The sequence below is a fragment of the Pseudomonas sp. PB103 genome (genome assembly GCF_009764635.1).
Taxonomy (GTDB): Bacteria; Pseudomonadota; Gammaproteobacteria; order Pseudomonadales; family Pseudomonadaceae; genus Aquipseudomonas.
On the sequence record NZ_RWIL01000123.1, the window covers coordinates 139,982 to 162,868 of the forward strand.

Sequence of the window (22,887 nt, forward strand, 5' to 3'; positions counted from 1 at the left end):
TTGAGTGAAAAACCGAGTCGCGTCCAAGGATCCGACTCGCCCCCAACAAGGAGCAACCATGAGCCTGCCAAATCCCGCCGATCTGATCAGCCAGATGGCGACCCGCCTCAAGGCGCACCTTGCCCAGCGTGAAATCACTGAACCGCGTTACATCGGCATTCGCACCGGCGGCATCTGGGTTGCGCAGGCCTTGCTCAAGGAATTGGGCAGCGACGCGCCACTGGGCACGCTGGATGTTTCCTTCTACCGCGACGACTTCAGCCAGAACGGCCTGCACCCGCAAGTGCGCCCGTCCGCCCTGCCCTTCGAGATCGAAGGCCAGCATCTGGTGCTGATCGACGACGTACTGATGAGCGGCCGCACCATCCGCGCCGCCATGAATGAATTGTTCGACTACGGTCGCCCGGCCAGCGTGACCCTGGTCTGCCTGCTGGATCTGGACGCCGGCGAGCTGCCGATACGCCCCAACGTGGTCGGCGCGACCTTGTCGCTGGCGGCTCACGAACGGGTAAAGCTGTCCGGCCCCGAGCCGTTGACGCTCGAACTGCAAGACATGTCCCTTTAATCCGCCCTATTGAGAGTCCCCTTCGCGATGACGCCTCTAGATACCAAGCGCCCGCTGCAGCTCAATGATCAGGGCCAGCTGCGCCACTTCCTCTCGCTCGACGGCCTGCGCCGCGAGTTGTTGACGGAAATCCTCGACACTGCCGACTCGTTCCTCGAAGTCGGTGCCCGGGCGGTGAAGAAAGTCCCGTTGCTGCGCGGCAAGACCGTGTGCAACGTGTTCTTCGAAAACTCCACGCGCACCCGCACCACCTTCGAACTGGCGGCCCAGCGGTTGTCGGCGGACGTGATCACCCTGAACGTGTCGACCTCGTCGGCGAGCAAGGGCGAAACCCTGCTCGATACCCTGCGCAACCTCGAAGCCATGGCCGCCGACATGTTCGTCGTGCGCCACGGTGATTCCGGCGCTGCGCACTTCATCGCCGAACATGTTTGCCCGCAAGTGGCGATCATCAACGGCGGCGACGGCCGTCACGCGCACCCGACGCAGGGCATGCTCGACATGCTCACCATTCGTCGGCACAAGGGCGGCTTTGAAAACCTCTCGGTGGCCATCGTCGGCGACATCCTGCACTCGCGGGTCGCGCGCTCGAACATGCTCGCGCTGAAAACCCTCGGTTGCCCGGACATCCGCGTGATCGCGCCGAAAACCCTGCTGCCGATCGGCATCGAGCAATACGGCGTGAAGGTCTACACCGACATGACCGAAGGTCTGAAAGACGTCGACGTGGTGATCATGCTGCGCCTGCAGCGTGAACGCATGACCGGCGGCCTGCTGCCGAGCGAAGGCGAGTTCTACCGCCTGTTCGGCCTGACCACCGCGCGTCTGGCCGGGGCCAAACCCGATTGCATCGTCATGCACCCGGGGCCGATCAACCGCGGCGTGGAGATCGAGTCCGCAGTGGCCGACGGCCCGCACTCGGTGATCCTCAATCAGGTCACCTACGGCATCGCAATTCGTATGGCTGTGCTGTCCATGGCCATGAGCGGACAAACCGCGCAGCGTCAATTCGAGCAGGAGAACGCCCAGTGAAGCTCAGCATTCTCGGCGCACGCGTCATCGATCCAAGCAGCGGCCTGGATCAAGTCACCGACATTCACGTTGAAGCCTGCAAGATCGTCGCCCTCGGCGCGGCTCCGGCCGGCTTCAGCGCAGTAGAAACCATTGATGCCCAAGGCCTCGTCGCCGCTCCCGGCCTGGTCGACCTGAACGTTGCCCTGCGCGAGCCGGGTTACAGCCGCAAAGGCAGCATCATCAGCGAAACCCGCGCCGCCGCTGCCGGCGGTGTGACCAGCCTGTGCTGCCCGCCGAAAACCAAACCGGTGCTCGACACCTCCGCCGTGGCCGAGCTGATCCTCGACCGCGCCCGCGAGGCCGGCAACACCAAGGTGTTCCCGATCGGCGCACTGAGCAAAGGTCTGGACGGCGAGCAACTGGCTGAGCTGGTGGCGCTGCGCGACGCTGGTTGCGTGGCGTTCGGCAATGGTCTCGAAAGCTTCCGCAACACCCGCACCCTGTGCCGGGCGCTGGAATATGCGGCGACTTTCGACCTGACGGTGATTTTCAATTCGCAGGATCATGACCTGGCCGAAGGTGGCTTGGCTCACGAAGGCGCGGTTGCCAGTTTCCTCGGCTTGCCGGGTATTCCGGAAACCGCTGAAACCGTGGCCTTGGCCCGGGATCTGTTGCTGGTCGAGCAGACTGGCGTGCGTGCGCACTTCAGCCAGTTGACCAGCGCTCGCGGTGTTGCCCTGATCGCTCAGGCGCAGGCCCGTGGCTTGAAAGTGACGGCGGATGTCGCGTTGTATCAACTGATTCTGACCGATGAAGCGCTGATCGATTTCAGTAGCCTCTATCACGTGCAACCGCCGCTGCGTACGCGCGCGGATCGCGATGGTTTGCGTGCGGCAGTGAAGTCCGGGGTGATCTCGGCGATTTCCAGCCATCACCAGCCACACGAACGTGACGCCAAACTGGCACCGTTCGGCGCGACCGAGCCGGGCATCAGCAGTGTTGAGTTGTTGCTGCCATTGGCGATGACCCTGGTTGAAGATGGCTTGCTGGATCTGCCGACGTTGCTGGCGCGTTTAAGCGCTGGCCCGGCCGAGGCGTTGCGTTTACCGGCGGGCAAGCTGGCGGTGGGCGGTGCGGCGGATATCGTGCTGTTCGACCCACAGGCTTCGACGGTGGCCGGTGAGAACTGGTTGTCGAAGGGTGAGAACTGCCCGTTCATTGGGCATACGCTGCCAGGCGTGGTTCGTTACACCTTGGTGGATGGCCGGATCAGCCACCAGGCTTGATACCGAGTTGTATCAATCGCTGGCAAGCCAGCTCCCACAAGGATCACCGCGAATCCTGTGGGAGCTGGCTTGCCAGCGATGGCTTACTGGAAGGCGCCGCGATTCTGCGCGTTACGCACCGAGACCTGATCATTCAGCGTCCAGAAGTCATACAACACGCCAATAAAGAACAACCCGCCCGTGAGCAGATACACCAGCCCGCTGATCCATTTCCCCTGATACATCCGGTGCACCCCGAAGACTCCAAGGAACGTCAGCAGAATCCACGCGACGTTGTATTCGATCGGCCCAGCGGTAAAGCGCAGATCCGCCTCACGATCCATCGCTGGGATCAGGAACAGGTCGATCAGCCAGCCAATGCCCAACAAACCGAAGGTGAAGAACCAGATCGTCCCGGTCACCGGCTTGCCGTAGTAGAAGCGGTGAGCGCCGGTGAAACCTAAAATCCACAACAGGTAACCGATGACCTTGCTGTGCGTATCCTGGGATTGATAGCGGTTCATGAATGACCTCGTTTGCCTCGATAGATAAATATTTTCTGCATCTTTGTGACTTTTTTATGTCCAGCCGACAAGTGGCTCTTCACTGTTACACCTTGCGCAAAGCCTTGTGGGGCTTGGGTTCTGTCCGACAATTGAGTCAATTTGCCGCTTGTTGAGCGAAATTGACCCCTTGGTTGAATCGACCAACGGCCTCGGAAGAGACAAAAAAGCTGTTATAAAGTTGCGCGCTACCACTTAAGAGCCACGCCTAATGCGACCATTTTTCAAGACATGGCTAACCATCTGCCTATTAATGCCACTGGCCGCCCACGCCACCAATCGTGAGCAACGTCTTCCTAACGTTAACGGCTTCACCCCTAAATCCCATGCTTCGGCTCCTTCGAGCAAAAGCAGCAAAAGCAAAACCACCACGCTGAGCAGCAAGAGCCACAGCAAGCTGGTGCCACCGATGGCGAGCAAGGAAAGCAGCAACGTCCTCAGCCGCGCGGTAAATGTCCTCGGTACTCCTTATCGTTGGGGCGGCAGCAGCCCAAGTAAAGGCTTCGATTGCAGCGGTCTGGTCAAATATGCGTTCAACGACGCGACGTTTGACCTGCCACGCACCTCTAACGCCATGGCCAGCGGTCACGGCGAGAAGGTCGAGCGCAAGGACCTCAAGCCCGGCGACCTGATCTTCTTCAACATCAAGAGCCGTCGCGTCAACCATGTGGCGATCTATCTGGGCAACGACCGCTTCATCCACGCGCCGCGTCGCGGCAAGTCGGTGAGCATCGATACCCTGAACAAGCCGTACTGGGAAAAGCACTACGTGGTGGCCAAACGCGTACTGCCGAAAGAGCCGGCCAGCAAGCAATTGCGCGTGGTTCAGCGCTGATCTGATCAGCCTGAACGAAACGCCACATACGAAAACGCCCCGATCATTGCTGATCGGGGCGTTTTTTTTTGCCTGTTCACCGGTTACGCGGCGATCGACAACTTGAGCTTGTTCATCGCGCTCTTCTCGAGCTGACGGATACGCTCGGCCGACACGTTGTACTTCTGCGCAAGGTCGTGCAGCGTGGCCTTCTCTTCTGCCAGCCAACGCTGGTAGAGGATGTCACGGCTGCGGTCGTCCAGCACTTCCAGCGCTTCGTGCAGGTTGTGGTTGGAGTTGTCGCTCCAGTCGGCATCTTCCAGTTGACGCGCCGGGTCGTACCGGTGGTCTTCCAGATAGTTGGCCGGCGACTGGAAAGCGCTGTCGTCGTCGGCTTCAGCAGCCGGGTCGAAGGCCATGTCATGGCCGGTCAGGCGACTTTCCATCTCGCGCACTTCACGCGGCTCCACGCCGAGGCTTTCCGCCACACGGTGGACTTCCTCGTTGTTCAGCCACGCCAGACGTTTCTTCTGGCTGCGCAGGTTGAAGAACAGCTTGCGCTGGGCCTTGGTGGTCGCGACTTTCACAATGCGCCAGTTGCGCAGGATGAACTCGTGAATTTCCGCCTTGATCCAGTGCACGGCGAACGACACCAGACGCACACCCATTTCCGGGTTGAAGCGCTTCACGGCCTTCATCAGGCCGACGTTACCTTCCTGGATCAGGTCAGCCTGAGCCAGACCGTAGCCGGAATAGCTACGGGCAATGTGTACGACAAAACGCAGGTGGGCGAGCACCATCTGCCGAGCCGCCCCCAAATCCTGCTCATAGTAGAGACTCTCGGCCAGTTCACGCTCCTGCTCCGGCGTCAGCAATGGAATGCTGTTGACGGTGTGCACATAGGCTTCCAGATTCGCGCCCGGAACCAGTGCATACACAGGTTGCAAAGAATTGGTCATACGAAAAAACCTCCCACTTACATACTCGTGCCTCTCGGCACTGCGAAAAATTGACCGGGAATTCAAGTACAAGTTCCCAAAAAACCGCGAGGCCAATCACGCGCAAAAAAGATTCTACTTCGGCGCCAGCTCCCTGAGATGACGTGCGACTGCAATCCATGCACCGATATAACCCAACAGCACCGCGCCAAGCAAGAGCGACAGACCGTCGGCAACTGGCACTCCGGCCAGCGCGAAATCACTGCCGTACAAGCCGGCCAGCCCAACCACCGCGTCGTTCAGCCAGTTCAGGCCGAACGCCAATACACCCCAGGACAACAGCCCCGCACCGAAGCCATACAACGCGCCCATATAAAGGAAGGGACGCCGCACATAACTGTCAGTGCCGCCGACGAGTTTAATCACTTCTATCTCGGTGCGGCGGTTTTCAATATGAAGACGAATGGTATTGCCTATCACCAAAAGTAATGCAGAAACCAACAGCACCGTCAGACCGAAGACAAAACGATCGCCAAGCTTGAGGATGGCGGCCAGACGCTCGACCCAGACTAGATCAAGTTGCGCCTGTTGTACCTTCGGCAGCTCGGAAAGTTTTTGTCTTAATGCTTCCAGCGTCGGCTTGTCGACTTCGTTCGGCGTCACCAGCACCACGCCCGGCAGCGGGTTCTCCGGCAGTTCGCGCAAGGCTTCGCCCAGCCCGGACTGCTGCTGAAACTCTTCCAGCGCCTGATCGCGACCGACATATTCAGCGTCCGCTACGCCGGGCATGCCTTTGATCTGCTCGCGCAACGCTTCACCCTGCTGCGGGCTGGCATCGAGTTGCAGATACAGCGAAATCTGCGCCGCACGCTGCCACGAACCGCCGAGACGTTCGACGTTGTTGAGCAGCAGCGACAAGCCCATCGGCAGGCTCAGCGCCACCGCCATCACCATGCAGGTGAAGAAGCTGCCGATTGGCTGCTTGCCGAGGCGGCGCAGGCTGTCTAGCAGGCTGGCGCGATGGCTTTCAACCCACGCGCGGAACAGCGTGGCGAAGTCCGGGCCGTCGTCATCGTCGTGTTTTTTCTTCTTCGGCGGCTGCGGATCGGCGGCTTTCGGGGCCACCCGCTCGGAAACCTTGGGGCTACGTGTTGCACTCATTCCCCAGCCTCCCCGTCGCCGATCAAGCGGCCACGTTGCAGGGTCAACATGCGGTGGCGCATGCGCGCGATCAGGGCCAGGTCGTGACTGGCGATCAGCACGCTGGTGCCCAGCCGGTTGATGTCTTCGAACACGCCCATGATCTCGGCCGCCAGACGCGGGTCGAGGTTACCGGTCGGTTCGTCCGCCAACAGCAAGGCCGGGCGGTGAACGATCGCGCGGGCAATGCCGACGCGCTGTTGCTGACCGGTGGACAGGTCGCCCGGGTACAGATCGGTTTTATCCGACAGCGCCACACGCTCCAGCGCCGAATCGACACGCTTGGCGATTTCGGCCTTGGACAGCCCGAGAATCTGCAGCGGCAACGCGACGTTGTTGAACACCGTGCGATCGAACAGCAACTGGTGATTCTGGAACACCACGCCGATCTGCCGGCGCAGGAACGGAATCTGCGCGTTGCTGATGGTGCTCAGGTCTTGCCCGGCCAGCAGCAGTTTGCCGCTGGTTGGCCGTTCCATTGCCAACAGCAGGCGCAACAGAGTGGATTTACCGGCACCGGAGTGACCGGTGACAAACAAGAATTCGCCACGACGGACTCGAAAGCTCAGCTCATGCAAGCCGACGTGACCGTTCGGGTAGCGTTTACCGACCTGTTCGAAACGAATCATGAACGCTCCCGCTCGGCAAACAGTGCCTGGACAAAGGGTTCGGCTTCAAAGGTACGCAAATCGTCGATGCCTTCACCGACGCCGATGTAGCGGATCGGCAGGCCGAACTGCTTGGCCAGGGCGAAAATCACGCCGCCCTTGGCGGTACCGTCGAGCTTGGTCAGCGCCAGACCGGTCAGTTCGACGGTCTGATTGAATTGCTTGGCCTGGTTGATGGCGTTCTGGCCAGTACCGGCGTCGAGCACCAGCAGCACTTCGTGCGGCGCGTCGGCGTCGAGCTTGCCGATGACCCGGCGAACCTTTTTCAGTTCTTCCATCAGGTTGTCTTTGGTGTGCAGACGACCGGCGGTGTCGGCGATCAATACGTCGATGCCGCGGGCCTTGGCGGCCTGCACGGCGTCGAAGATCACCGAAGCCGAGTCGGCGCCGGTGTGCTGGGCGATCACCGGGATCTTGTTGCGCTCGCCCCAGACCTGCAACTGCTCAACAGCTGCAGCGCGGAAAGTGTCACCGGCGGCGAGCATGACTTTCTTGCCTTCCAGTTGCAGCTTCTTCGCCAGTTTGCCGATGGTGGTGGTTTTGCCGGCGCCGTTGACGCCAACCACCAGAATCACGAAAGGCTTGTTCTGCGAGGTGATTTTCAGCGGTTGTTCGACCGGTTTGAGCATCGCGGCCAGTTCGGCCTGCAGGGATTTGTACAACGCATCGGCGTCGGCCAATTCCTTACGAGCAACCTTCTGGGTCAGGCGCTGGATGATCTGCGTGGTGGCTTCGACACCAACGTCGGCGGTGAGCAGACGGGTTTCGAGGTCATCGAGCAGATCGTCGTCAATGGTTTTGCGGCCGAGGAACAGGCTGGCCATGCCCTCGCCGATGCTGGCGCTGGTTTTCGACAGACCCTGTTTCAGACGGGCGAAGAAACCGGCTTTGGTTTCTTCGGTGCGCGGGGCTTCGACGGGGGTTTCGGCAACCACTTCGACCGGCATGACTTGAGCTGCAACTACGGGAGCCGGTGCCGCTGCTGGCTCGGGCTGTTGCACGACTGGAGCAACAGGAGCAACAACGACCGGAGCAACAGGCTCAGGCGCAATAATTTCAGGAACAGCTTCAGCCACGACGGGCGCAGGCTCGATGATCGGCTCAACCACTGGCGCCGGCGCCACTTCAGGCACAAACGCAGCAGGCGCAGGAATCACTGGCGTAACGTGTGGCGCAGCCTCTTCAACCAATGCCACCGGCTCTTCCGCCACCGGCAAGGTCAGCCACGGCTCGGCCGCCGGGGTCAGCGGCAGTTCGGCCGCGACAGGCGCTTCAGGCTCTGGCTCAACCGGTTGCAACACCGGCTCGGCAAGCGGCAGAACGATCGGTGCCGGCTCTTCTTCTATTACCAGAGCCGGCGCGGGAGCGGGTTCAGGAATCGCGGGCGGCTGTTCGACGACGGGTTCCTGCGGTTTCTTACGCAGCCATCCGAACAGGCTTTTCTTCTCGCCAGCCGCAGCTGGGGTCTTCTTGTCGTCGTTGGAACCAAACATGGAGGACGGCTATCTCACGGTAGCGACGCGCCATAAGGGCGCCCCGGCAAATAAATATTCGATGCAGAACAGACTGTGTTTCATCCAGCTTGTTCACGCGCAACATTTTGTCGAGGCGCCACAGGCACCTCAAAGGTCGATTAATACGAAGGACTGGAACGGCATCGTCGGCGAAAACGCAGAGTTTAGCTGACAAACTCAAAGCTTCTGCCGGAAACCCATACAACCTATCGACCGATCAGTGGCTTGATAGGCGTGGCCGCCAGTAAAACGGATCAGTATCCTAGCACCTCCTCGCCCGCCTAGGCTAAGACCAAGCGGGCAGCCCAACAGGTTAAAAAACGAATGAATGCTCTAGCCCGCCGCGCCGCAGGCCTGCTGCTCAGCACAGTCTGCCTGCCCCTTTCGGCCCTGGCGGCCGACCCGCAACCGACCCACGAATTCACCCTCGACAACGGCCTCAAGGTCGTCGTGCGCGAAGACCATCGCGCGCCAGTGGTGGTCTCGCAGGTCTGGTACAAGGTCGGCTCCAGCTACGAAACCCCGGGCCAGACCGGTTTGTCTCACGCGCTTGAGCACATGATGTTCAAGGGCAGCGAGAAAGTCGGCCCCGGCGAAGCGTCGCTGATCCTGCGCGATCTGGGCGCCGAAGAGAACGCCTTCACCAGCGACGACTTCACCGCTTATTACCAGGTGCTGGCCCGCGACCGTCTGGGCGTAGCCTTTGAACTGGAAGCCGACCGCATGGCCAACCTGCGCCTGCCGGCCGACGAGTTCGCCAAGGAAATCGAAGTCATCAAGGAAGAGCGCCGCTTGCGCACTGATGACAAGCCGATGTCCAAGGCTTACGAACGCTATAAAGCCATGGCCTACCCGGCCAGCGGCTATCACACGCCAACCATTGGCTGGATGGCTGACCTCGATCGCATGAAGGTCGAAGAGCTGCGCCACTGGTACCAATCCTGGTACGTGCCGAACAACGCCACGCTGGTGGTGGTCGGCGACGTCACTCCGGACGAGGTGAAAACCTTGGCCCAGCGCTATTTCGGCCCGATCGCCAAACGCGACGTGCCACCGGCGAAAAAACCGCTGGAACTGGCCGAGCCGGGCGAACGCCAGATCACCCTGCACGTGCAGACACAACTGCCTAGCCTGATGCTCGGCTTCAACGTGCCAAGCATCGCCACCGCTGAAGACAAGCGTTCGGTCAACGCCCTGCGTCTTATCTCCGCGCTGCTCGACGGCGGCTACAGCGGTCGCATCCCGACACAACTGGAACGTGGTGAGGAACTGGTTTCCGGCGGTTCGTCGAACTACGACGCCTACACCCGTGGCGACAGCCTGTTCACCCTCTCGGCAACGCCGAACACGCAGAAGAAAAAGACCATGGCGCAAGCCGAGGCCGGTCTGTGGAAACTGTTGGAACAGCTGAAAACCACCGCGCCGTCCGCTGAAGAACTGGAGCGCGTGCGTGCACAAGTTATTGCCGGCCTGGTCTTTGAGCGTGATTCGATCACCAGCCAGGCCACGGCGATTGGCCAACTGGAAACCGTCGGCCTGTCGTGGAAACTGATGGACACCGAACTCGCCGACCTGGAAAGCGTGACCCCGCAAGACATCCAGAACGCCGCCAAGCTGTATTTCACCCGCGAACGTCTCAGCGTCGCCCACGTCCTGCCACTGGAGACGACTCATGAGTGAGCGCAAAACCCCACGTTTGATGCTGCTCGGCCTGATCGCCGTGGCGGTGATCGGCTCTGCTGCTTTCTTTCTGTCGCCAAGCGCTGACAGCAAGGCCAGCGAAGCCCTCGACAACGCCAAGACCAGCCAGAAGTTGCAATCGCTGGCCGAGCTCGACGGCAAAGCCCCGGCCAGCCGCAAACTCGACGTGCAGACCTGGAACACCGCCGACGGCGCCAAGGTGCTGTTCGTCGAAGCCCACGAGCTGCCAATGTTCGACATGCGCCTGATCTTCGCCGCCGGCAGTAGCCAGGACGGCAGCGCCTCGGGTCTGGCAGTGCTGACCAACGCGATGCTCAACGAAGGTGTGGCTGGCAAAGACGTCGGCGCCATCGCTCAGGGTTTCGAAGGCCTCGGTGCGGATTTCGGCAACGGTGCTTTCAAGGACATGGCGCTGGCTTCGCTGCGCAGTCTGAGTGCGCCTGAGCAACGTGAACCGGCGCTGAAGCTGTTCTCGGAAGTGGTCGGCAAACCGACCTTCCCGGCCGATTCCTTCGCGCGCATCAAAAACCAGATGCTCGCCGGTTTCGAATACCAGAAACAGAACCCCGGCAAACTCGCCAGCCTTGAGCTGATGAAACGTCTGTACGGCGATCACCCCTACGCGCATTCGAGCGACGGCAATCCGCAAAGCGTGCCGAAGATCACCCTCGCGCAATTGCGTGAATTCCACGCCAAGGCCTACGCGGCTGGCAACGTGGTGATCGCGCTGGTCGGTGACTTGTCTCGCGCAGAAGCCGAGGCGATTGCCAATCAGGTCTCTACTGCCCTGCCGAAAGGCCCGGCGCTGGCGAAGATCGCGCAGCCGCAGGAACCGAAAGCCAGCGTTAATCACATCGAGTTCCCGTCGAAGCAAACCAACCTGATGCTCGCGCAACTGGGCATCGACCGTGACGATCCGGATTACGCCGCGCTGTCGATGGGCAACCAGATCCTCGGTGGCGGTGGTTTCGGCACCCGTCTGATGAGCGAAGTGCGTGAAAAACGTGGCCTGACTTACGGCGTGTATTCGGGTTTCAGCCCGATGCAGGCGCGTGGCCCGTTCATGATCAACCTGCAGACCCGCGCGGAAATGAGCGAAGGCACCCTGAAACTGGTGCAGGATGTGCTCGCCGACTACCTGAAAACCGGGCCGACGCAGAAAGAACTCGACGATGCCAAGCGTGAACTCGCCGGCAGCTTCCCGCTGTCCACCGCGAGCAATGCCGATATCGTCGGCCAACTCGGCGCGATGGGCTTCTATAATCTGCCGCTGAGCTATCTGGACGACTTCATGCGTCAGTCGCAAAGCCTGACCGTGGAACAAGTCCGCGACGCCCTGAACAAACATTTGAGCACGGACAAAATGGTCATCGTCACCGCTGGCCCGACCGTGCCGCAAAAGCCGTTACCGGCCCCTTCTGATAAACCTGCCGAGCAACCGCTCGGGGTTCCGGAGCATTAATGGCGACTCGATCCCCTAAAAAGCCTGCGCAAAACGTTCACAACGGTGTGAACCAGTTGCGCATCATTGGCGGCCAATGGCGCAGCCGCAAGCTGAGCTTCCCCGACGCACCGGGCCTGCGCCCGACGCCGGACCGCGTGCGTGAAACCCTGTTCAACTGGCTGGCGCCGTACGTTGAAGGGGCCAAGGTACTCGACCCGTTCGCCGGCAGCGGCGCGCTGTTTCTCGAAGCGCTGTCGCGTGGCGCGGCCATGGGCCAGGCGCTGGACGCCAGCAACATTGCGGTGTCCAGCCTGAAAGAACACCTCGGCACCCTGCGCTGCACCAACGGCCAGGTGCAGACGGCGGACGCGCTGCGTTATCTGGAAACCCAGACCGCCAGCGCGTACGACCTGGTGTTCCTCGACCCGCCGTTCAACCAGAACCTGCTGCCTGCCGTGTGCTCCTTGCTCGAAGAGCGTCAGTGGCTGGCGCCCGATTCGTGGATCTACACTGAAAGTGAAACGGCGCCATCGACGCTGGGCCTGCCGGGCAACTGGCGCCTGCACCGCGAACAGAAATCCGGCCGGGTTTACTACGCGCTGTGGCAACGTACGGCAGAGATCGCCGGTTAATCGACCGGTCTGAATAAGCGGCGGCCCTTCCCATAGGGTCGCCGCGCTGCATCGAGAACCATCGTGTCCGCCTCTTCAGAACGCTTCACCCCCGCCCTCGGCCTCGGCAATCCGCACCTGCAAACCTTGTGGGGGCCGCTGTGGCGCAAAACCGTGCATATCCAGCGTGAGCGCGAGCGCCTGTGGCTTGAGGATGGCGACTTTCTCGACCTCGACTGGCATGGCCCGCATTCGGCAGACGCGCCTTTGGTGCTGGTGTTACACGGGCTGACCGGCTCTTCCAACTCGCCTTACGTGGCCGGCGTGCAAAAAGCCTTGGCCGATCAGGGTTGGGCCAGTGTTGCGCTGAACTGGCGTGGTTGCTCCGGTGAGCCGAACCTGCTGCCGCGCAGCTACCATTCCGGCGCCAGCGAAGACCTCGCCGAAACCATCAAACACCTGCGCGCGAAACGCCCATTGGCGCCGTTGTATGCCGTTGGCTATTCACTGGGCGGCAACGTGCTGCTCAAACATCTCGGCGAAACCGGCAGCGCCAGCGGCGTGCTCGGTGCGGTGGCGGTGTCGGTGCCCTTCCGCCTCGATCAATGCGCCGACCGTATCGGCCAGGGCTTTTCCAAGGTCTATCAGGCGCATTTCATGCGCGAGATGGTCGCCTACATCAAGAACAAGCAACGGCAGTTTCAGCACGATGGGCGCGAGGATGGGCTGGCGGCTTTGGCAGCGCTCGGTTCGCTGGAGAACATGCGCACGTTCTGGGATTTCGATGGCAGGGTGACCGCGCCATTGCACGGCTTCGAGAATGCCGAGGATTACTACCGGCGGGCGTCGAGCCGCTATTTTCTCGGCGAGATTCGCACACCGACCCTGATCATTCAGGCGGCAGACGATCCATTCGTGTTCCCGCACAGCTTGCCCCAGGCTGATGAGCTGTCAGCCTCGACCGCGTTTGAGCTGCAACCACGCGGCGGCCACGTCGGTTTCGTCGATGGCTCGCTGCGTCAGCCCGGTTATTACCTCGAACGCCGCATCCCGCGATGGCTGGCCAGCGTGCCCGCATGAGCGATCACGGCGAGTCGATCCATTTCTGGCAAACCGCGCCACTGGCCGGCGTCGAACTGTTGTCGGCACGCTACATCGATCATCGCTTCGCCCCGCATGTACACGACGGTTTTGTGATCGGGATGATCATGGCCGGCGCTCAGCGCTACCGTTATCGCGGCGCCGAGCATCTGGCCGGCAGCGGCACGCTGGTGTTGATCAATCCGGATGAGCTGCACACAGGCCACAAAGGCGCCGAAGACGGCTGGCTGTATCGGGCGTTCTATCCGGAGACCAGCAAGATTGTTTCGCTGCTCGATGAGCTGGAACTGTCGACGACCAGTCTGCCGGCCTTCGGCGCCACGCTGTATCGCGATCCGGACCTGGTCAGCGGTTTTGCACAATTGCATCGCTTGCTCGAAAGCCCGGCCACCGCGCTGCAACAGCAAACGGTGTGGGGCGAAATGATGTTGCTGCTGTTGCAGCGCCACGCGGCGGTGGGAGAAGTCGGCAACCCCGGCAAGGAGCACCGCGCAGTGCTGATCGCCAAGGATCTGCTGCACACCCACTTGGCAGCGCCACCGTCGCTGGAAGAGCTGGCGGCGGCGGTCAATCTGTCGCCGTTCCACTTCGCCCGGGTGTTCCGCCGCGCAACTGGCATGCCGCCGCACACCTGGCTGATGCTGCAGCGCATCGCTCAGGCGCGGGCCTTGTTACAGAGTGGCTGCTTGCCGCTGGAAGTCGCGACACAGTTGGGGTTTGCCGATCAGAGCCACTTGAGCCGACAGTTCAAGCAGGCTTATGGCGTGGGGCCTGCGGCGTATCGCAGTGCCCGCCTGAAAAGCTAAAAGATCGCAGCCTGCGGCAGCTCCTACAGGGAATGCATTCCAATGTAGGAGCTGCCGAAGGCTGCGATCTTTTGATCTTATTCGCCGGTGGCGATGCCGCGCGCCGGCTCGTTGATCCACTCGCTCCACGACCCGGCATACAACGCACCCAACGGATACCCCGCCAGGCACAGCGCAAACAGGTTTTGACACGCCGTCACCCCGGAGCCGCAATACGCGACCAGTTCCGACGGCGAACGCTCACCCAGTTGAGCCGCAAAGCGCTGCTTGAGCTGATCGGCCGGGAGGAATCGCCCGTCGCTGCCAAGGTTGTCGGTGAACGCCGCGCACTGCGCACCGGGAATGTGCCCGGCCACCGGGTCGATCGGTTCCACTTCACCCTTGAAGCGCGGCAAGGCGCGGGCGTCGATCAGCGTCAGCGTCGGCTGGCCCAGGCGCTGTTGCAATTGCTCGGCGCTGAGTAGCAAAGCTTCATCTGGCTGACCATTGAAATCGCCAGGGCTGACCGTCGGCGCATCCAGACTCAACGGCAAACCCGCCGCATGCCAGGCCTTGAGCCCGCCATCAAGAATGAACACGCCCTCGCGCTTGCCCAGCCATGCCAGCAACCACCACGCCCGCGCCGCATAAGCACCGGGGCCGTCGTCATACAAAACCACGTCGCTGTCACTGTTTATGCCCCAGGCTTGCAGGCGCTCGATCAACTCTGCCGGCTCGGGCAGCGGATGACGACCGGTGACGCCCTTGACCACTCTACCGCTGAGGTCGCGCTCAAGGTCCGCAAAGCTCGCCCCGGCAATGTGCCCTTCGGCATAGCTGCGCTGGCCGTAATCCGGATCTTCGAGGGCAAAACGACAATCGAGAATCACCAACCCGGGCTGTTCCTTGCGGGCATCCAGTGTTTGCGGGCTGATCAACTGCGCAATCGGCATAACGGGCTCCTGAGGGATTTCAACAGAACGGTTTATTTCACGTCTTCGAGGGCCTGGGCCAGCGGCACGTAGAACTCGTCGAACAGCGCATTGACCTGATCGCGCGCTTCATCGGTGACAAACCCGGCTTCGAGCACCAGCACCTGATACACGCCGCGTTTAACGGCCTGCTCGCTGAGGTGGTTGGAGTTTTCGCGGGTGGTGCACAGAAAGCGTACCCACGACGTCAGGATGATCCAGGCGTTGAGCGTCAGCGATTCAATCTGCACGCGATCCATCTTGAGGATCCCGGCGGCGACGAACCCTTCGTAGATCGCCGCGCCCTGGATCACGCAACGCTGCGAGAAGCGCCGATAACGGGCGGCCAGTTCCGCATCGCTGTCGAGCAGATGCTCAAGATCACGATGCAGGAAACGGTAACGCCACATCGCCGAGAGCAGCTCCTTGAGATAGAAGCGCTTGTCTTCCACCGTCGCGCCACGCCCCTGCGGCGGGCGCAGAAAGCTGTCGACCAAGGCTTCGTACTCACTGAACAACACGGCGATGATCGCCTGCTTGTTGGGGAAGTGGTAGTACAGGTTGCCCGGAGAAATCTCCATGTGCGCGGCAATATGGTTGGTGCTGATGCTGCGCTCGCCCTGTTGATTGAACAGCTCAAGGCTGTTCTGCACGATGCGCTCGCTGGTTTTTATTCGTGGGGCCATGGCTTGAGCTTTAATTCAGAGTGCGGTGAGGGGCATCTTACGACCTATCCGGAAATGGATAAAACAAAGCTGCACACGGAAGTCATTTGACTTTGTAGAGCATAGACTCTAAAAAGTTCATCATTACAAGAAATCCGGAGCCTACGATGACTGCCGATATTGCCTACCTGCAAACGCTGCAACAGCCTCTCGAAGAGCTCAACCGTTTGTTTGCCGGGCAACGCGCTGCGTACGCCGCCAACCCGATGCCACCTGCGGCCCAGCGCCAGCAATGGTTGAAGGCATTGCGCGATCTGCTGAGCAGCGAGCGCCAGGCCTTGATCGACGCCATCAGCGCGGATTTCAGCCATCGCAGCGCCGACGAAACCCTGCTTGCCGAACTGATGCCGAGCCTGCACGGCATTCATTACGCCAGTCGCCGACTCAGGGGCTGGATGAAACCATCGCGGCGCCACGTCGGCATGGCGTTCCAGCCTGCTGCGGCGAAGGTCATTTACCAGCCGCTGGGCGTCATTGGCGTGATCGTCCCGTGGAATTACCCGTTGTACCTGGCCATCGGCCCGCTGGTCGGCGCACTCGCGGCGGGTAATCGGGTGATGCTCAAACTCAGCGAATCGACCCCGGCCACCGGGCTGTTGCTCAAGGAACTGCTCGCGCGGGTGTTTCCCGAAGACCTGGTCTGCGTGGTGCTCGGCGAGGCTGACGTCGGCGTCGCGTTCTCGCGCCTGCCCTTTGATCATCTGCTGTTCACCGGTTCCACCAGCGTCGGCAAGCATGTGATGCGCGCGGCTGCCGAGAACCTCACGCCTGTCACCCTGGAACTGGGCGGCAAGTCGCCGGCCATCGTCTCCCACGACGCGCCACTGAAGGATGCTGCCGAGCGCATCGCCTTCGGCAAAACCCTGAATGCCGGGCAGACCTGCGTCGCCCCCGATTACGTATTGGTGCCGGAAGGCCGCGTCGGCGGCTTCGTCGAAGCCTATCGCCAAGCGGTGCAGAGCTTCTATCCGACCCTCGCCGATAACCCGGACTACACGGCGATCATCAACGAACGTCAGTTGGCGCGACTCAATGGCTACGTCAGCGATGCTACCAGCAAGGGCGCGCTGCTGATTCCATTGTTCGAACAGGGCCAGGGCCGGCGCATGCCGCACAGTGTGCTGTTGAATGTCAGCGACGAAATGACCGTGATGCAGGACGAAATCTTCGGCCCGTTGCTGCCGATCGTGCCGTATCGGGACTTGGAGCAGGCATTCGCTTACATCAATCAGCGCCCGCGACCTCTGGCTCTTTACTACTTCGGCTACGACAAACGCGAACAAAACCGCGTGCTGCACGAAACCCACTCGGGCGGCGTGTGCCTGAACGACACGCTGCTGCATGTCGCGCAGGACGATATGCCGTTTGGCGGCATCGGCCCATCCGGCATGGGCCATTACCACGGGCATGAAGGTTTCCTGACCTTCAGCAAGGCCAAAGGCGTATTGATCAAACAGCGCTTCAACGCGGCCAAATTGATCTACCCGCCGTACGGCAAATCGATTCAGAAACTGATCCAGAAGCTGTTTATTCGCTAACGTTCGTCATCGCCGGGTAATAACAACAATGCACCCAAGCCTGACCGAAACACCTGCGCTGTCACGCCGTGGCCTGCTGAAATTCAGCCTCGGTGCCACGGCGTTCCTCGCCACCGCCGGCCTTGGCGCCAGCCTCAGTGGTTGTTCCTCCAGCATCGCGGCCAACGGTTTCATCACCTTGCGCGATGGCGACCTGCTGTTTCTGCGCGCGCTGATTCCAGTGATGCTCGACGGCGCCGTGGCCGCCGAGAAAATGCCCGGTGCTGTCGACGGCACGCTCAAGTCGCTGGACTACAGCCTCGATCACCTGTCGCCGGAAATGCTCAAACTCACCCGGCAACTGTTCGATGTGCTGGGCATGGCCGTGACGCGCGGGCCGCTCACCGGCATCTGGGGCAGCTGGGAAAATGCCAGTGCCGAGGCGATGCGCAACTTCCTTGAGCGCTGGGAGAACAGTTCATTGCGTCTGTTGCGCATGGGGCATAGCTCGTTGCAGCAGATGGTGATGATGGCTTGGTACACCCGCGCCGAATCCTGGGCGCATTGCGGTTATCCCGGCCCGCCTACCGTCTGAAATTGAGGCGCGACCTTCGCGAGCAAGCTTTGCTCCTACAGGATTTGCGTTAAGCCCGTAGGAGTAAAGCTTGCACGCGAAGGGGCCAGCGGCCACACCCTGCATCCAAAATAATAAAGAGAATCTGACCGATGCCCGTACCCGACCCGTTCCGCGAAGGCCTCGCCCGAGGCTGGAAAGCCTACAACGGCGCACAACTGAGCGACGACCTGACCCTGGAAGCCGACGTCGCGATCATCGGCAGCGGTGCCGGTGGCGGCACCACCGCGGAAATCCTCAGCGCCGCCGGTTACAAAGTCCTGCTGATCGAAGAAGGCCCGCTGAAAACCAGCTCCGACTTCAAGATGCTTGAAGATCAGGCCTACAGCAGCCTTTATCAGGAAGGCATCGGCCGCATGAGCAAGGACGGCGCGATCACCATCCTGCAGGGTCGCGCGGTCGGCGGCACGACGTTGATCAACTGGACATCGAGCTTTCGCACGCCCGAACCGACCCTCGAACACTGGGCCCGGGAACATAACGTCAAGGGCCACAGCGTCGCCGAGATGGCGCCGTGGTTCGAGAAAATGGAACAGCGCCTCGGCGTCGCGCCGTGGCTAGTGCCGCCCAACGCCAACAACGACGTGATCCGCAAAGGCTGCGAGCAACTCGGCTACAGCTGGCACGTGATCCCGCGCAACGTACGCGGCTGCTGGAATCTGGGCTACTGCGGCATGGGCTGTCCGACCAACGCCAAGCAATCGATGATGGTCACTACCATTCCCGCGACATTGGAAAAGGGCGGTGAACTGCTCTATCTGGCCCGCGCTGACAAACTGCTGATCAACGGCGACAAAGTCACCGGCCTGCACTGCGTGGCGATGGACGAGCGCTGCGTCGAACCGACCGGGCGCACCATCACGGTCATGGCGCGGCATTACGTGCTGGCTGGCGGCGGCATCAACAGCCCGGCGTTGCTACTGCGCTCCGATGCGCCGGATCCGCACAAGAATGTCGGCAAGCGTACATTTCTGCATCCGGTGAACATGTCCGCCGCGCGCTTCGACGAGGTGGTCAATCCGTTCTACGGAGCGCCGCAGTCGATCTACTCCGACCATTTTCAGTGGAAGGACGGCACCACCGGGCCGATGGCGTTCAAACTCGAAGTGCCGCCGCTGCACCCGGCACTGGCGGCGACGTTGCTCGGTGGTTTCGGCCAGGAGAACGCGCAGCACATGGCCGATCTGCCGCACACCCACGCCATGCTCGCCTTGCTGCGTGACGGTTTTCACCCGGACAGCAGCGGCGGCGCCGTGGAATTGCGCGGTGACGGCTCGCCGGTGCTCGACTACCCGGTGTCGCCGTACGCTTGGGAAGGTTTGCGCAAAGCCTTTCACGTCATGGCGGAAATCCAGTTCGCCGGCGGCGCGAAGTCGGTGATGCCGATGCACGCCGACGCCCGTTACGTGAACAGCCTGGCCGAAGCGCGCACGCTGATCGATGGCCTGAGCCTTGAGCTGTACCGCACGCGCCTTGGCAGCGCCCACGTCATGGGTGGCTGCGCGATGGGTGAAGACCCGAAAACCGCCGTCACCGACAGCCTCGGCCGTCATCATCAACTGGGTAATCTGTCGATTCACGACGGCTCGCTCTTCCCCACCAGCATTGGCGCCAACCCGCAGCTGTCGGTGTACGGCCTGACCGCGCAACTGGCGACGGCCCTCGCCGAGCGGCTGAAAAATCCATGAAAAAGCGGATAATTGCCCTCGTCTATAGTGCTTTCTTACCCAACAGGCGACTTGGCCGACCGGGACGGCTGCGATACCATCCGACTCCCCAACGGACTCCCGCCAGGACGACGCGATGAACCGAGTGTTGTACCCAGGTACCTTCGACCCTATTACCAAGGGCCATGGCGATCTGGTCGAACGCGCCTCGCGCCTGTTCGATCACGTGATTATTGCGGTCGCTGCCAGCCCGAAGAAAAATCCGCTGTTCCCACTGGAACAACGGGTTGAACTGGCTCGCGAGGTCACCAGCCATCTGCCGAACGTGGAAGTGGTCGGTTTCTCGACGCTGCTTGCGCATTTCGCCAAAGAGCAAAACGCCAACGTGTTCCTGCGTGGTTTGCGTGCGGTGTCGGACTTCGAATACGAATTTCAGCTGGCCAACATGAATCGCCAGTTGGCGCCGGATGTCGAGAGCCTGTTTCTCACCCCGTCCGAGCGTTATTCGTTCATTTCGTCGACGCTGGTGCGGGAAATTGCCGCGCTGGGCGGCGATATCAGCAAGTTCGTCCACCCCGCCGTGGCCGACGCCCTGACCCTACGCTTTAAAAAGTAGGAGCTGCCGAAGGCTGCGATCTTTGTTTTTTGATCGCAGCTATCAGTGCCCTTGATCGCACCCGCGTGCACTGCGCTCGCCAATGCGGCACAATTGCGCGCATTGATTTATAGCGCCCGGGCCTGCCGCCCCGGCTGGAGTTAGCATGTCCCTGATCATCACCGACGATTGCATCAACTGCGACGTCTGCGAACCCGAGTGCCCGAACGCCGCCATCTCCCAAGGCGAAGAGATCTACGTGATCGACCCGAACCTGTGCACCCAGTGCGTCGGCCACTACGACGAACCGCAATGCCAACAGGTCTGCCCGGTGGATTGCATCCCGCTGGACGAGGCGCATCCGGAGACTGAAGAGCAGTTGATGGAAAAGTACCGCCTGATCACCGGCAAGGCCTGAATCGCTAAAAAAATCGCAGCCTGCGGCAGCTCCTACACAGATCTCATGTAGGAGCTGCCGCAGGCTGCGATCTTTTCACTCGCGCTGCTCAACCCCCTCTCCCGTACACCCCAGACACCGCACAAACGCCGCCCTCGCCGGATCCACCACCAACGCCTGTCCCGCATCGCCCACCCCGCCACCCAACGCGGTAAACGGCAACGACACGACAAACACCCCCGCACCAATCACTGTCGCCACCACCAATAAAGGTCGGGCAATCAGCAAGTCGCCGATCATCGCGTAGGCCGGGGGATTCTGGATGGTGTAGCGCGGATCACCGCTGCCGCTCTGCGTGGCCTGAGCGGCCAGACTGGTACACAGCAGCAGGGTGACAAACAGGACTTGCAAGGATTTCATGGCACGATCCTTCGGGCTGAACAGTGAGACAACTCACTATAGACCGTAGGACTGTTTCAGCCGTTTGCCTCAGCTCTGACAGCGCGGGCAGAACACACTGGCGCGCTGGCCCAGTTTCACCTCACGCAAACCGGTGCCACAGACCTTGCAGTGTTCGTTTCCACGGCCATAAACAAACAGCTCCTGCTGGAAATAGCCCGGCTGCCCGTCGCCGCCGATGAAGTCACGCAACGTGGTGCCGCCGCGCTCGATGGCAGCAGCAAGGATGCGTTTGATCTCGATCGCCAACTTCAGATAACGCGCGCGGGAAATGCCGCCGGCCTCGCGACGCGGGTCAATCCCGGCAGCGAACAGCGCTTCGGTCGCGTAAATATTGCCGACGCCCACCACCACCGCGTTGTCCATGATGAACGGCTTGACCGCCATCGACCGCCCGCGCGATAGCTGGAACAGCCGCTCGCCGTCGAACAGATCGGTCAACGGCTCCGGCCCGAGACGAATCAGCAGCTCATGATTGAGCGGATCGTTACTCCAGAGCATCGCACCGAACCGGCGCGGATCGGTGTAGCGCAGCGCCAGACCCGATTCCAGCTCGATATCGACATGCTCATGCTTCAACGCCGGCAGGCCGACTTCGACCAGACGCAAATTCCCGGACATGCCCAAATGGCTGATCAACGTGCCGACTTCGGCGTTGATCAGCAGATACTTGGCCCGCCGTTCGACCAGCACGATGCGCTGCCCCGACAGGCGCACATCGAGGTCTTCCGGGATCGGCCAGCGCAGGCGCCGATCACGCACGATCACCCGGCTGACGCGCTGGCCTTCCAGATGCGGGGCAATGCCGCGGCGGGTGGTTTCGACTTCCGGCAATTCAGGCATGGTGTTCTCGAATCAATGCGCGCCGAGGTCGCGGATCGTTTGTTTGAGGGTTTCGAAGTCGTAATCCGACAGCCCTACGTAATCGAGTACCAGCGGCCCGACCGCGTTCCATTCGAAATCTTCGGTCTGATTGCCCAGCACGCGATACGAGGCGCAAATGTGCTCGGCCATCTTCAGGATCGCCAGCAGGTTTTTCAGCTGGCTGTTGCGCGACGATTCATCGCTGAAAATCGCCAAGGCATTGTGGTGATTGGCGATGGCAGCGCTGACGTGTTCCGGCAGACGCCACGACTTGGCGGTGTAGTAACCGACCACAGCATGGTTGGTGTTGAACTCGCTGTTTTCAGTGTCGACCACGCGGCATTCCGGGCTGGCGTTGGCGTAAGCCTTTTCCAGCACCGTCATGTAATTGGGGAAGCGCTGCAACATCAGCGGCACGCCGCAATCGTGGAACAGGCCCAAGGCGTAGGCCTCGTCACCGGCCTGGGTGCCGACGCGTTTGGCCAGGGTCAGGCACGTCATCGCCACATCCTGGGCGGTGTCCCAGAAACGGTTGAGGGTGACGATGGTGTCGTCGTTCATCTCGCCCTTGATCGACTGCGCATTGATCAGGTTGATGATCGAACGGCTGCCTAACAGGTTCACCGCACGCTGGATCGAGGTGATCTTGTTGCTCAAGCCGTAATACGGCGAGTTGACGATTTTCAGCAGCGAGCCGGACAAGCCAGGGTCCTGCGCGATCAGCTTGGCGATCACCTCCAGGTCCGGGTCGGGCATGTACTGCTCCATTTGCAGATCCACCATGATCTGCGGTTGCGCGGGCACACTGATGCCTTGCAGCGATTGTTGAATCTGTTCGGTGGTCAGCTCTTGGGACATAAGTACACACTCTGGGA

General features: G+C 61.1%; 25 protein-coding genes. 15 read left to right on the forward strand and 10 right to left on the reverse strand.

The window, feature by feature from the left end:
* The first annotated feature begins 58 nt into the window (after positions 1-58).
* The 3 genes from pyrR to EJA70_RS22225 are packed head-to-tail and all read left to right on the forward strand — an operon-like array spanning position 59 to position 2,865.
* On the forward strand, positions 59-565 hold the full coding sequence (gene pyrR / locus EJA70_RS22215; protein WP_122604421.1) for a bifunctional pyr operon transcriptional regulator/uracil phosphoribosyltransferase PyrR: 507 nt from the start codon (positions 59-61) through the stop codon (positions 563-565).
* A gap of 27 nt (positions 566-592) precedes the next feature.
* Positions 593-1,597, forward strand: a complete 1,005-nt coding sequence (locus EJA70_RS22220; RefSeq protein ID WP_007913665.1) for an aspartate carbamoyltransferase catalytic subunit — start codon at positions 593-595, stop codon at positions 1,595-1,597.
* Positions 1,594-2,865 carry a dihydroorotase gene (locus EJA70_RS22225; RefSeq protein ID WP_158833534.1) on the forward strand — a complete coding sequence of 424 codons (1,272 nt, stop codon included), beginning with the start codon at positions 1,594-1,596 and terminating at the stop codon, positions 2,863-2,865. Before EJA70_RS22220 ends, EJA70_RS22225 begins: the two co-directional genes overlap by 4 nt.
* An 83-nt stretch (positions 2,866-2,948) precedes the next feature.
* Here the strand turns inward: EJA70_RS22225 and EJA70_RS22230 are convergent, their stop codons facing one another.
* On the reverse strand, positions 2,949-3,368 hold the full coding sequence (locus EJA70_RS22230) for a TM2 domain-containing protein (protein ID WP_008077835.1): 420 nt from the start codon (positions 3,366-3,368) through the stop codon (positions 2,949-2,951).
* A 250-nt stretch (positions 3,369-3,618) separates the two neighbouring features.
* Here EJA70_RS22230 and EJA70_RS22235 point away from each other — a divergent pair, with 250 nt between their 5' ends.
* The gene (locus EJA70_RS22235; RefSeq protein ID WP_008077834.1) at positions 3,619-4,242 is read left to right on the forward strand and encodes a C40 family peptidase; all 624 of its coding nucleotides are present in this window, start codon (positions 3,619-3,621) and stop codon (positions 4,240-4,242) included.
* 83 nt (positions 4,243-4,325) lie between these two features.
* On the opposite strand, the gene rpoH is transcribed toward EJA70_RS22235, so the two are convergent.
* The 4 genes from rpoH to ftsY form a co-directional block, all read right to left on the reverse strand.
* Positions 4,326-5,180, reverse strand: a complete 855-nt coding sequence (gene rpoH / locus EJA70_RS22240; protein ID WP_158833536.1) for an RNA polymerase sigma factor RpoH — start codon at positions 5,178-5,180, stop codon at positions 4,326-4,328.
* Positions 5,181-5,294: 114 nt separating this feature from the next.
* The gene (gene ftsX / locus EJA70_RS22245) at positions 5,295-6,320 is read right to left on the reverse strand and encodes a permease-like cell division protein FtsX (protein ID WP_158833538.1); all 1,026 of its coding nucleotides are present in this window, start codon (positions 6,318-6,320) and stop codon (positions 5,295-5,297) included.
* The gene (gene ftsE, locus EJA70_RS22250; protein ID WP_008065082.1) at positions 6,317-6,988 is read right to left on the reverse strand and encodes a cell division ATP-binding protein FtsE; all 672 of its coding nucleotides are present in this window, start codon (positions 6,986-6,988) and stop codon (positions 6,317-6,319) included. Before ftsE ends, ftsX begins: the two co-directional genes overlap by 4 nt.
* Positions 6,985-8,520 carry a signal recognition particle-docking protein FtsY gene (ftsY, locus tag EJA70_RS22255; protein ID WP_158833540.1) on the reverse strand — a complete coding sequence of 512 codons (1,536 nt, stop codon included), beginning with the start codon at positions 8,518-8,520 and terminating at the stop codon, positions 6,985-6,987. Before ftsY ends, ftsE begins: the two co-directional genes overlap by 4 nt.
* Between ftsY and EJA70_RS22260 the strand changes: the two genes are divergently transcribed.
* The 6 genes from EJA70_RS22260 (at position 8,519) to EJA70_RS22285 (ending at position 14,204) form a co-directional block, all read left to right on the forward strand.
* Entirely contained in the window at positions 8,519-8,713 is a 195-nt protein-coding gene (locus EJA70_RS22260) for a hypothetical protein (RefSeq protein WP_025112092.1), read from the forward strand. The genes ftsY and EJA70_RS22260 overlap by 2 nt on opposite strands.
* A 152-nt stretch (positions 8,714-8,865) precedes the next feature.
* Positions 8,866-10,221, forward strand: a complete 1,356-nt coding sequence (locus tag EJA70_RS22265) for a pitrilysin family protein (RefSeq protein ID WP_008077830.1) — start codon at positions 8,866-8,868, stop codon at positions 10,219-10,221.
* Positions 10,214-11,704 carry a pitrilysin family protein gene (locus tag EJA70_RS22270; RefSeq protein WP_158833542.1) on the forward strand — a complete coding sequence of 497 codons (1,491 nt, stop codon included), beginning with the start codon at positions 10,214-10,216 and terminating at the stop codon, positions 11,702-11,704. Before EJA70_RS22265 ends, EJA70_RS22270 begins: the two co-directional genes overlap by 8 nt.
* Positions 11,704-12,318 carry a 16S rRNA (guanine(966)-N(2))-methyltransferase RsmD gene (rsmD, locus tag EJA70_RS22275; protein ID WP_158833544.1) on the forward strand — a complete coding sequence of 205 codons (615 nt, stop codon included), beginning with the start codon at positions 11,704-11,706 and terminating at the stop codon, positions 12,316-12,318. Before EJA70_RS22270 ends, rsmD begins: the two co-directional genes overlap by 1 nt.
* A 63-nt stretch (positions 12,319-12,381) precedes the next feature.
* The gene (locus tag EJA70_RS22280; protein WP_158833546.1) at positions 12,382-13,377 is read left to right on the forward strand and encodes a hydrolase; all 996 of its coding nucleotides are present in this window, start codon (positions 12,382-12,384) and stop codon (positions 13,375-13,377) included.
* Positions 13,374-14,204: an AraC family transcriptional regulator gene (locus tag EJA70_RS22285; protein ID WP_158833554.1), complete on the forward strand. Its 831-nt coding sequence runs from the start codon at positions 13,374-13,376 to the stop codon at positions 14,202-14,204. Before EJA70_RS22280 ends, EJA70_RS22285 begins: the two co-directional genes overlap by 4 nt.
* 77 nt (positions 14,205-14,281) lie before the next feature.
* Here EJA70_RS22285 and EJA70_RS22290 read toward each other — a convergent pair whose 3' ends face one another.
* Both EJA70_RS22290 and EJA70_RS22295 read right to left on the reverse strand, forming a co-directional pair.
* Positions 14,282-15,136 carry a sulfurtransferase gene (locus EJA70_RS22290; RefSeq protein ID WP_158833556.1) on the reverse strand — a complete coding sequence of 285 codons (855 nt, stop codon included), beginning with the start codon at positions 15,134-15,136 and terminating at the stop codon, positions 14,282-14,284.
* Between the two features lie 32 nt (positions 15,137-15,168).
* The gene (locus tag EJA70_RS22295) at positions 15,169-15,840 is read right to left on the reverse strand and encodes a TetR/AcrR family transcriptional regulator (RefSeq protein WP_008088393.1); all 672 of its coding nucleotides are present in this window, start codon (positions 15,838-15,840) and stop codon (positions 15,169-15,171) included.
* A gap of 146 nt (positions 15,841-15,986) precedes the next feature.
* Between EJA70_RS22295 and EJA70_RS22300 the strand changes: the two genes are divergently transcribed.
* The 5 genes from EJA70_RS22300 to EJA70_RS22320 all read left to right on the forward strand — a co-directional run bounded on the left by EJA70_RS22300 (position 15,987) and on the right by EJA70_RS22320 (position 20,710).
* On the forward strand, positions 15,987-17,417 hold the full coding sequence (locus EJA70_RS22300) for a coniferyl aldehyde dehydrogenase (protein ID WP_158833558.1): 1,431 nt from the start codon (positions 15,987-15,989) through the stop codon (positions 17,415-17,417).
* 28 nt (positions 17,418-17,445) lie between these two features.
* Positions 17,446-17,991 (forward strand): twin-arginine translocation pathway signal protein, encoded by a 546-nt coding sequence (locus EJA70_RS22305; protein WP_158833560.1) that lies wholly within the window; start codon positions 17,446-17,448, stop codon positions 17,989-17,991.
* A gap of 131 nt (positions 17,992-18,122) precedes the next feature.
* Positions 18,123-19,718: a GMC family oxidoreductase gene (locus EJA70_RS22310; protein WP_158833562.1), complete on the forward strand. Its 1,596-nt coding sequence runs from the start codon at positions 18,123-18,125 to the stop codon at positions 19,716-19,718.
* Positions 19,719-19,833: 115 nt separating this feature from the next.
* Positions 19,834-20,313, forward strand: coding sequence for a pantetheine-phosphate adenylyltransferase (gene coaD, locus EJA70_RS22315; RefSeq protein ID WP_008088403.1), 480 nt, complete (start codon positions 19,834-19,836; stop codon positions 20,311-20,313).
* Between the two features lie 145 nt (positions 20,314-20,458).
* Positions 20,459-20,710, forward strand: coding sequence for a YfhL family 4Fe-4S dicluster ferredoxin (locus EJA70_RS22320; RefSeq protein ID WP_003213796.1), 252 nt, complete (start codon positions 20,459-20,461; stop codon positions 20,708-20,710).
* Between the two features lie 75 nt (positions 20,711-20,785).
* On the opposite strand, the gene EJA70_RS22325 is transcribed toward EJA70_RS22320, so the two are convergent.
* From EJA70_RS22325 to EJA70_RS22335, 3 genes are all read right to left on the reverse strand, one after another.
* Positions 20,786-21,109, reverse strand: coding sequence for a multidrug transporter (locus EJA70_RS22325; RefSeq protein ID WP_158833564.1), 324 nt, complete (start codon positions 21,107-21,109; stop codon positions 20,786-20,788).
* Positions 21,110-21,178: 69 nt separating this feature from the next.
* Positions 21,179-21,991 carry a bifunctional DNA-formamidopyrimidine glycosylase/DNA-(apurinic or apyrimidinic site) lyase gene (gene mutM, locus EJA70_RS22330; RefSeq protein WP_158833566.1) on the reverse strand — a complete coding sequence of 271 codons (813 nt, stop codon included), beginning with the start codon at positions 21,989-21,991 and terminating at the stop codon, positions 21,179-21,181.
* A gap of 12 nt (positions 21,992-22,003) precedes the next feature.
* Positions 22,004-22,816, reverse strand: a complete 813-nt coding sequence (locus EJA70_RS22335; RefSeq protein WP_178116960.1) for an HDOD domain-containing protein — start codon at positions 22,814-22,816, stop codon at positions 22,004-22,006.
* Between the last annotated feature and the right edge of the window lie 71 nt (positions 22,817-22,887).

Excerpts from the sequence above, each read along its gene's own strand:
- pyrR (WP_122604421.1), top strand. The coding sequence starts at position 59 with ATGAGCCTGCCAAATCCCGCCGATCTGATCAGCCAGATGGCGACCCGC.
- EJA70_RS22220 (WP_007913665.1), top strand. The coding sequence starts at position 593 with ATGACGCCTCTAGATACCAAGCGCCCGCTGCAGCTCAATGATCAGGGC.
- EJA70_RS22230 (WP_008077835.1), bottom strand. The coding sequence starts at position 3,368 with ATGAACCGCTATCAATCCCAGGATACGCACAGCAAGGTCATCGGTTAC.
- EJA70_RS22235 (WP_008077834.1), top strand. The coding sequence starts at position 3,619 with ATGCGACCATTTTTCAAGACATGGCTAACCATCTGCCTATTAATGCCA.
- rpoH (WP_158833536.1), bottom strand. The coding sequence starts at position 5,180 with ATGACCAATTCTTTGCAACCTGTGTATGCACTGGTTCCGGGCGCGAAT.
- ftsX (WP_158833538.1), bottom strand. The coding sequence starts at position 6,320 with ATGAGTGCAACACGTAGCCCCAAGGTTTCCGAGCGGGTGGCCCCGAAA.
- ftsE (WP_008065082.1), bottom strand. The coding sequence starts at position 6,988 with ATGATTCGTTTCGAACAGGTCGGTAAACGCTACCCGAACGGTCACGTC.
- EJA70_RS22260 (WP_025112092.1), top strand. The coding sequence starts at position 8,519 with ATGGAGGACGGCTATCTCACGGTAGCGACGCGCCATAAGGGCGCCCCG.
- ftsY (WP_158833540.1), bottom strand. The coding sequence starts at position 8,520 with ATGTTTGGTTCCAACGACGACAAGAAGACCCCAGCTGCGGCTGGCGAG.
- EJA70_RS22265 (WP_008077830.1), top strand. The coding sequence starts at position 8,866 with ATGAATGCTCTAGCCCGCCGCGCCGCAGGCCTGCTGCTCAGCACAGTC.
- EJA70_RS22270 (WP_158833542.1), top strand. The coding sequence starts at position 10,214 with ATGAGTGAGCGCAAAACCCCACGTTTGATGCTGCTCGGCCTGATCGCC.
- rsmD (WP_158833544.1), top strand. The coding sequence starts at position 11,704 with ATGGCGACTCGATCCCCTAAAAAGCCTGCGCAAAACGTTCACAACGGT.
- EJA70_RS22285 (WP_158833554.1), top strand. The coding sequence starts at position 13,374 with ATGAGCGATCACGGCGAGTCGATCCATTTCTGGCAAACCGCGCCACTG.
- EJA70_RS22290 (WP_158833556.1), bottom strand. The coding sequence starts at position 15,136 with ATGCCGATTGCGCAGTTGATCAGCCCGCAAACACTGGATGCCCGCAAG.
- EJA70_RS22295 (WP_008088393.1), bottom strand. The coding sequence starts at position 15,840 with ATGGCCCCACGAATAAAAACCAGCGAGCGCATCGTGCAGAACAGCCTT.
- EJA70_RS22300 (WP_158833558.1), top strand. The coding sequence starts at position 15,987 with ATGACTGCCGATATTGCCTACCTGCAAACGCTGCAACAGCCTCTCGAA.
- EJA70_RS22305 (WP_158833560.1), top strand. The coding sequence starts at position 17,446 with ATGCACCCAAGCCTGACCGAAACACCTGCGCTGTCACGCCGTGGCCTG.
- EJA70_RS22310 (WP_158833562.1), top strand. The coding sequence starts at position 18,123 with ATGCCCGTACCCGACCCGTTCCGCGAAGGCCTCGCCCGAGGCTGGAAA.
- coaD (WP_008088403.1), top strand. The coding sequence starts at position 19,834 with ATGAACCGAGTGTTGTACCCAGGTACCTTCGACCCTATTACCAAGGGC.
- EJA70_RS22320 (WP_003213796.1), top strand. The coding sequence starts at position 20,459 with ATGTCCCTGATCATCACCGACGATTGCATCAACTGCGACGTCTGCGAA.
- EJA70_RS22325 (WP_158833564.1), bottom strand. The coding sequence starts at position 21,109 with ATGAAATCCTTGCAAGTCCTGTTTGTCACCCTGCTGCTGTGTACCAGT.
- mutM (WP_158833566.1), bottom strand. The coding sequence starts at position 21,991 with ATGCCTGAATTGCCGGAAGTCGAAACCACCCGCCGCGGCATTGCCCCG.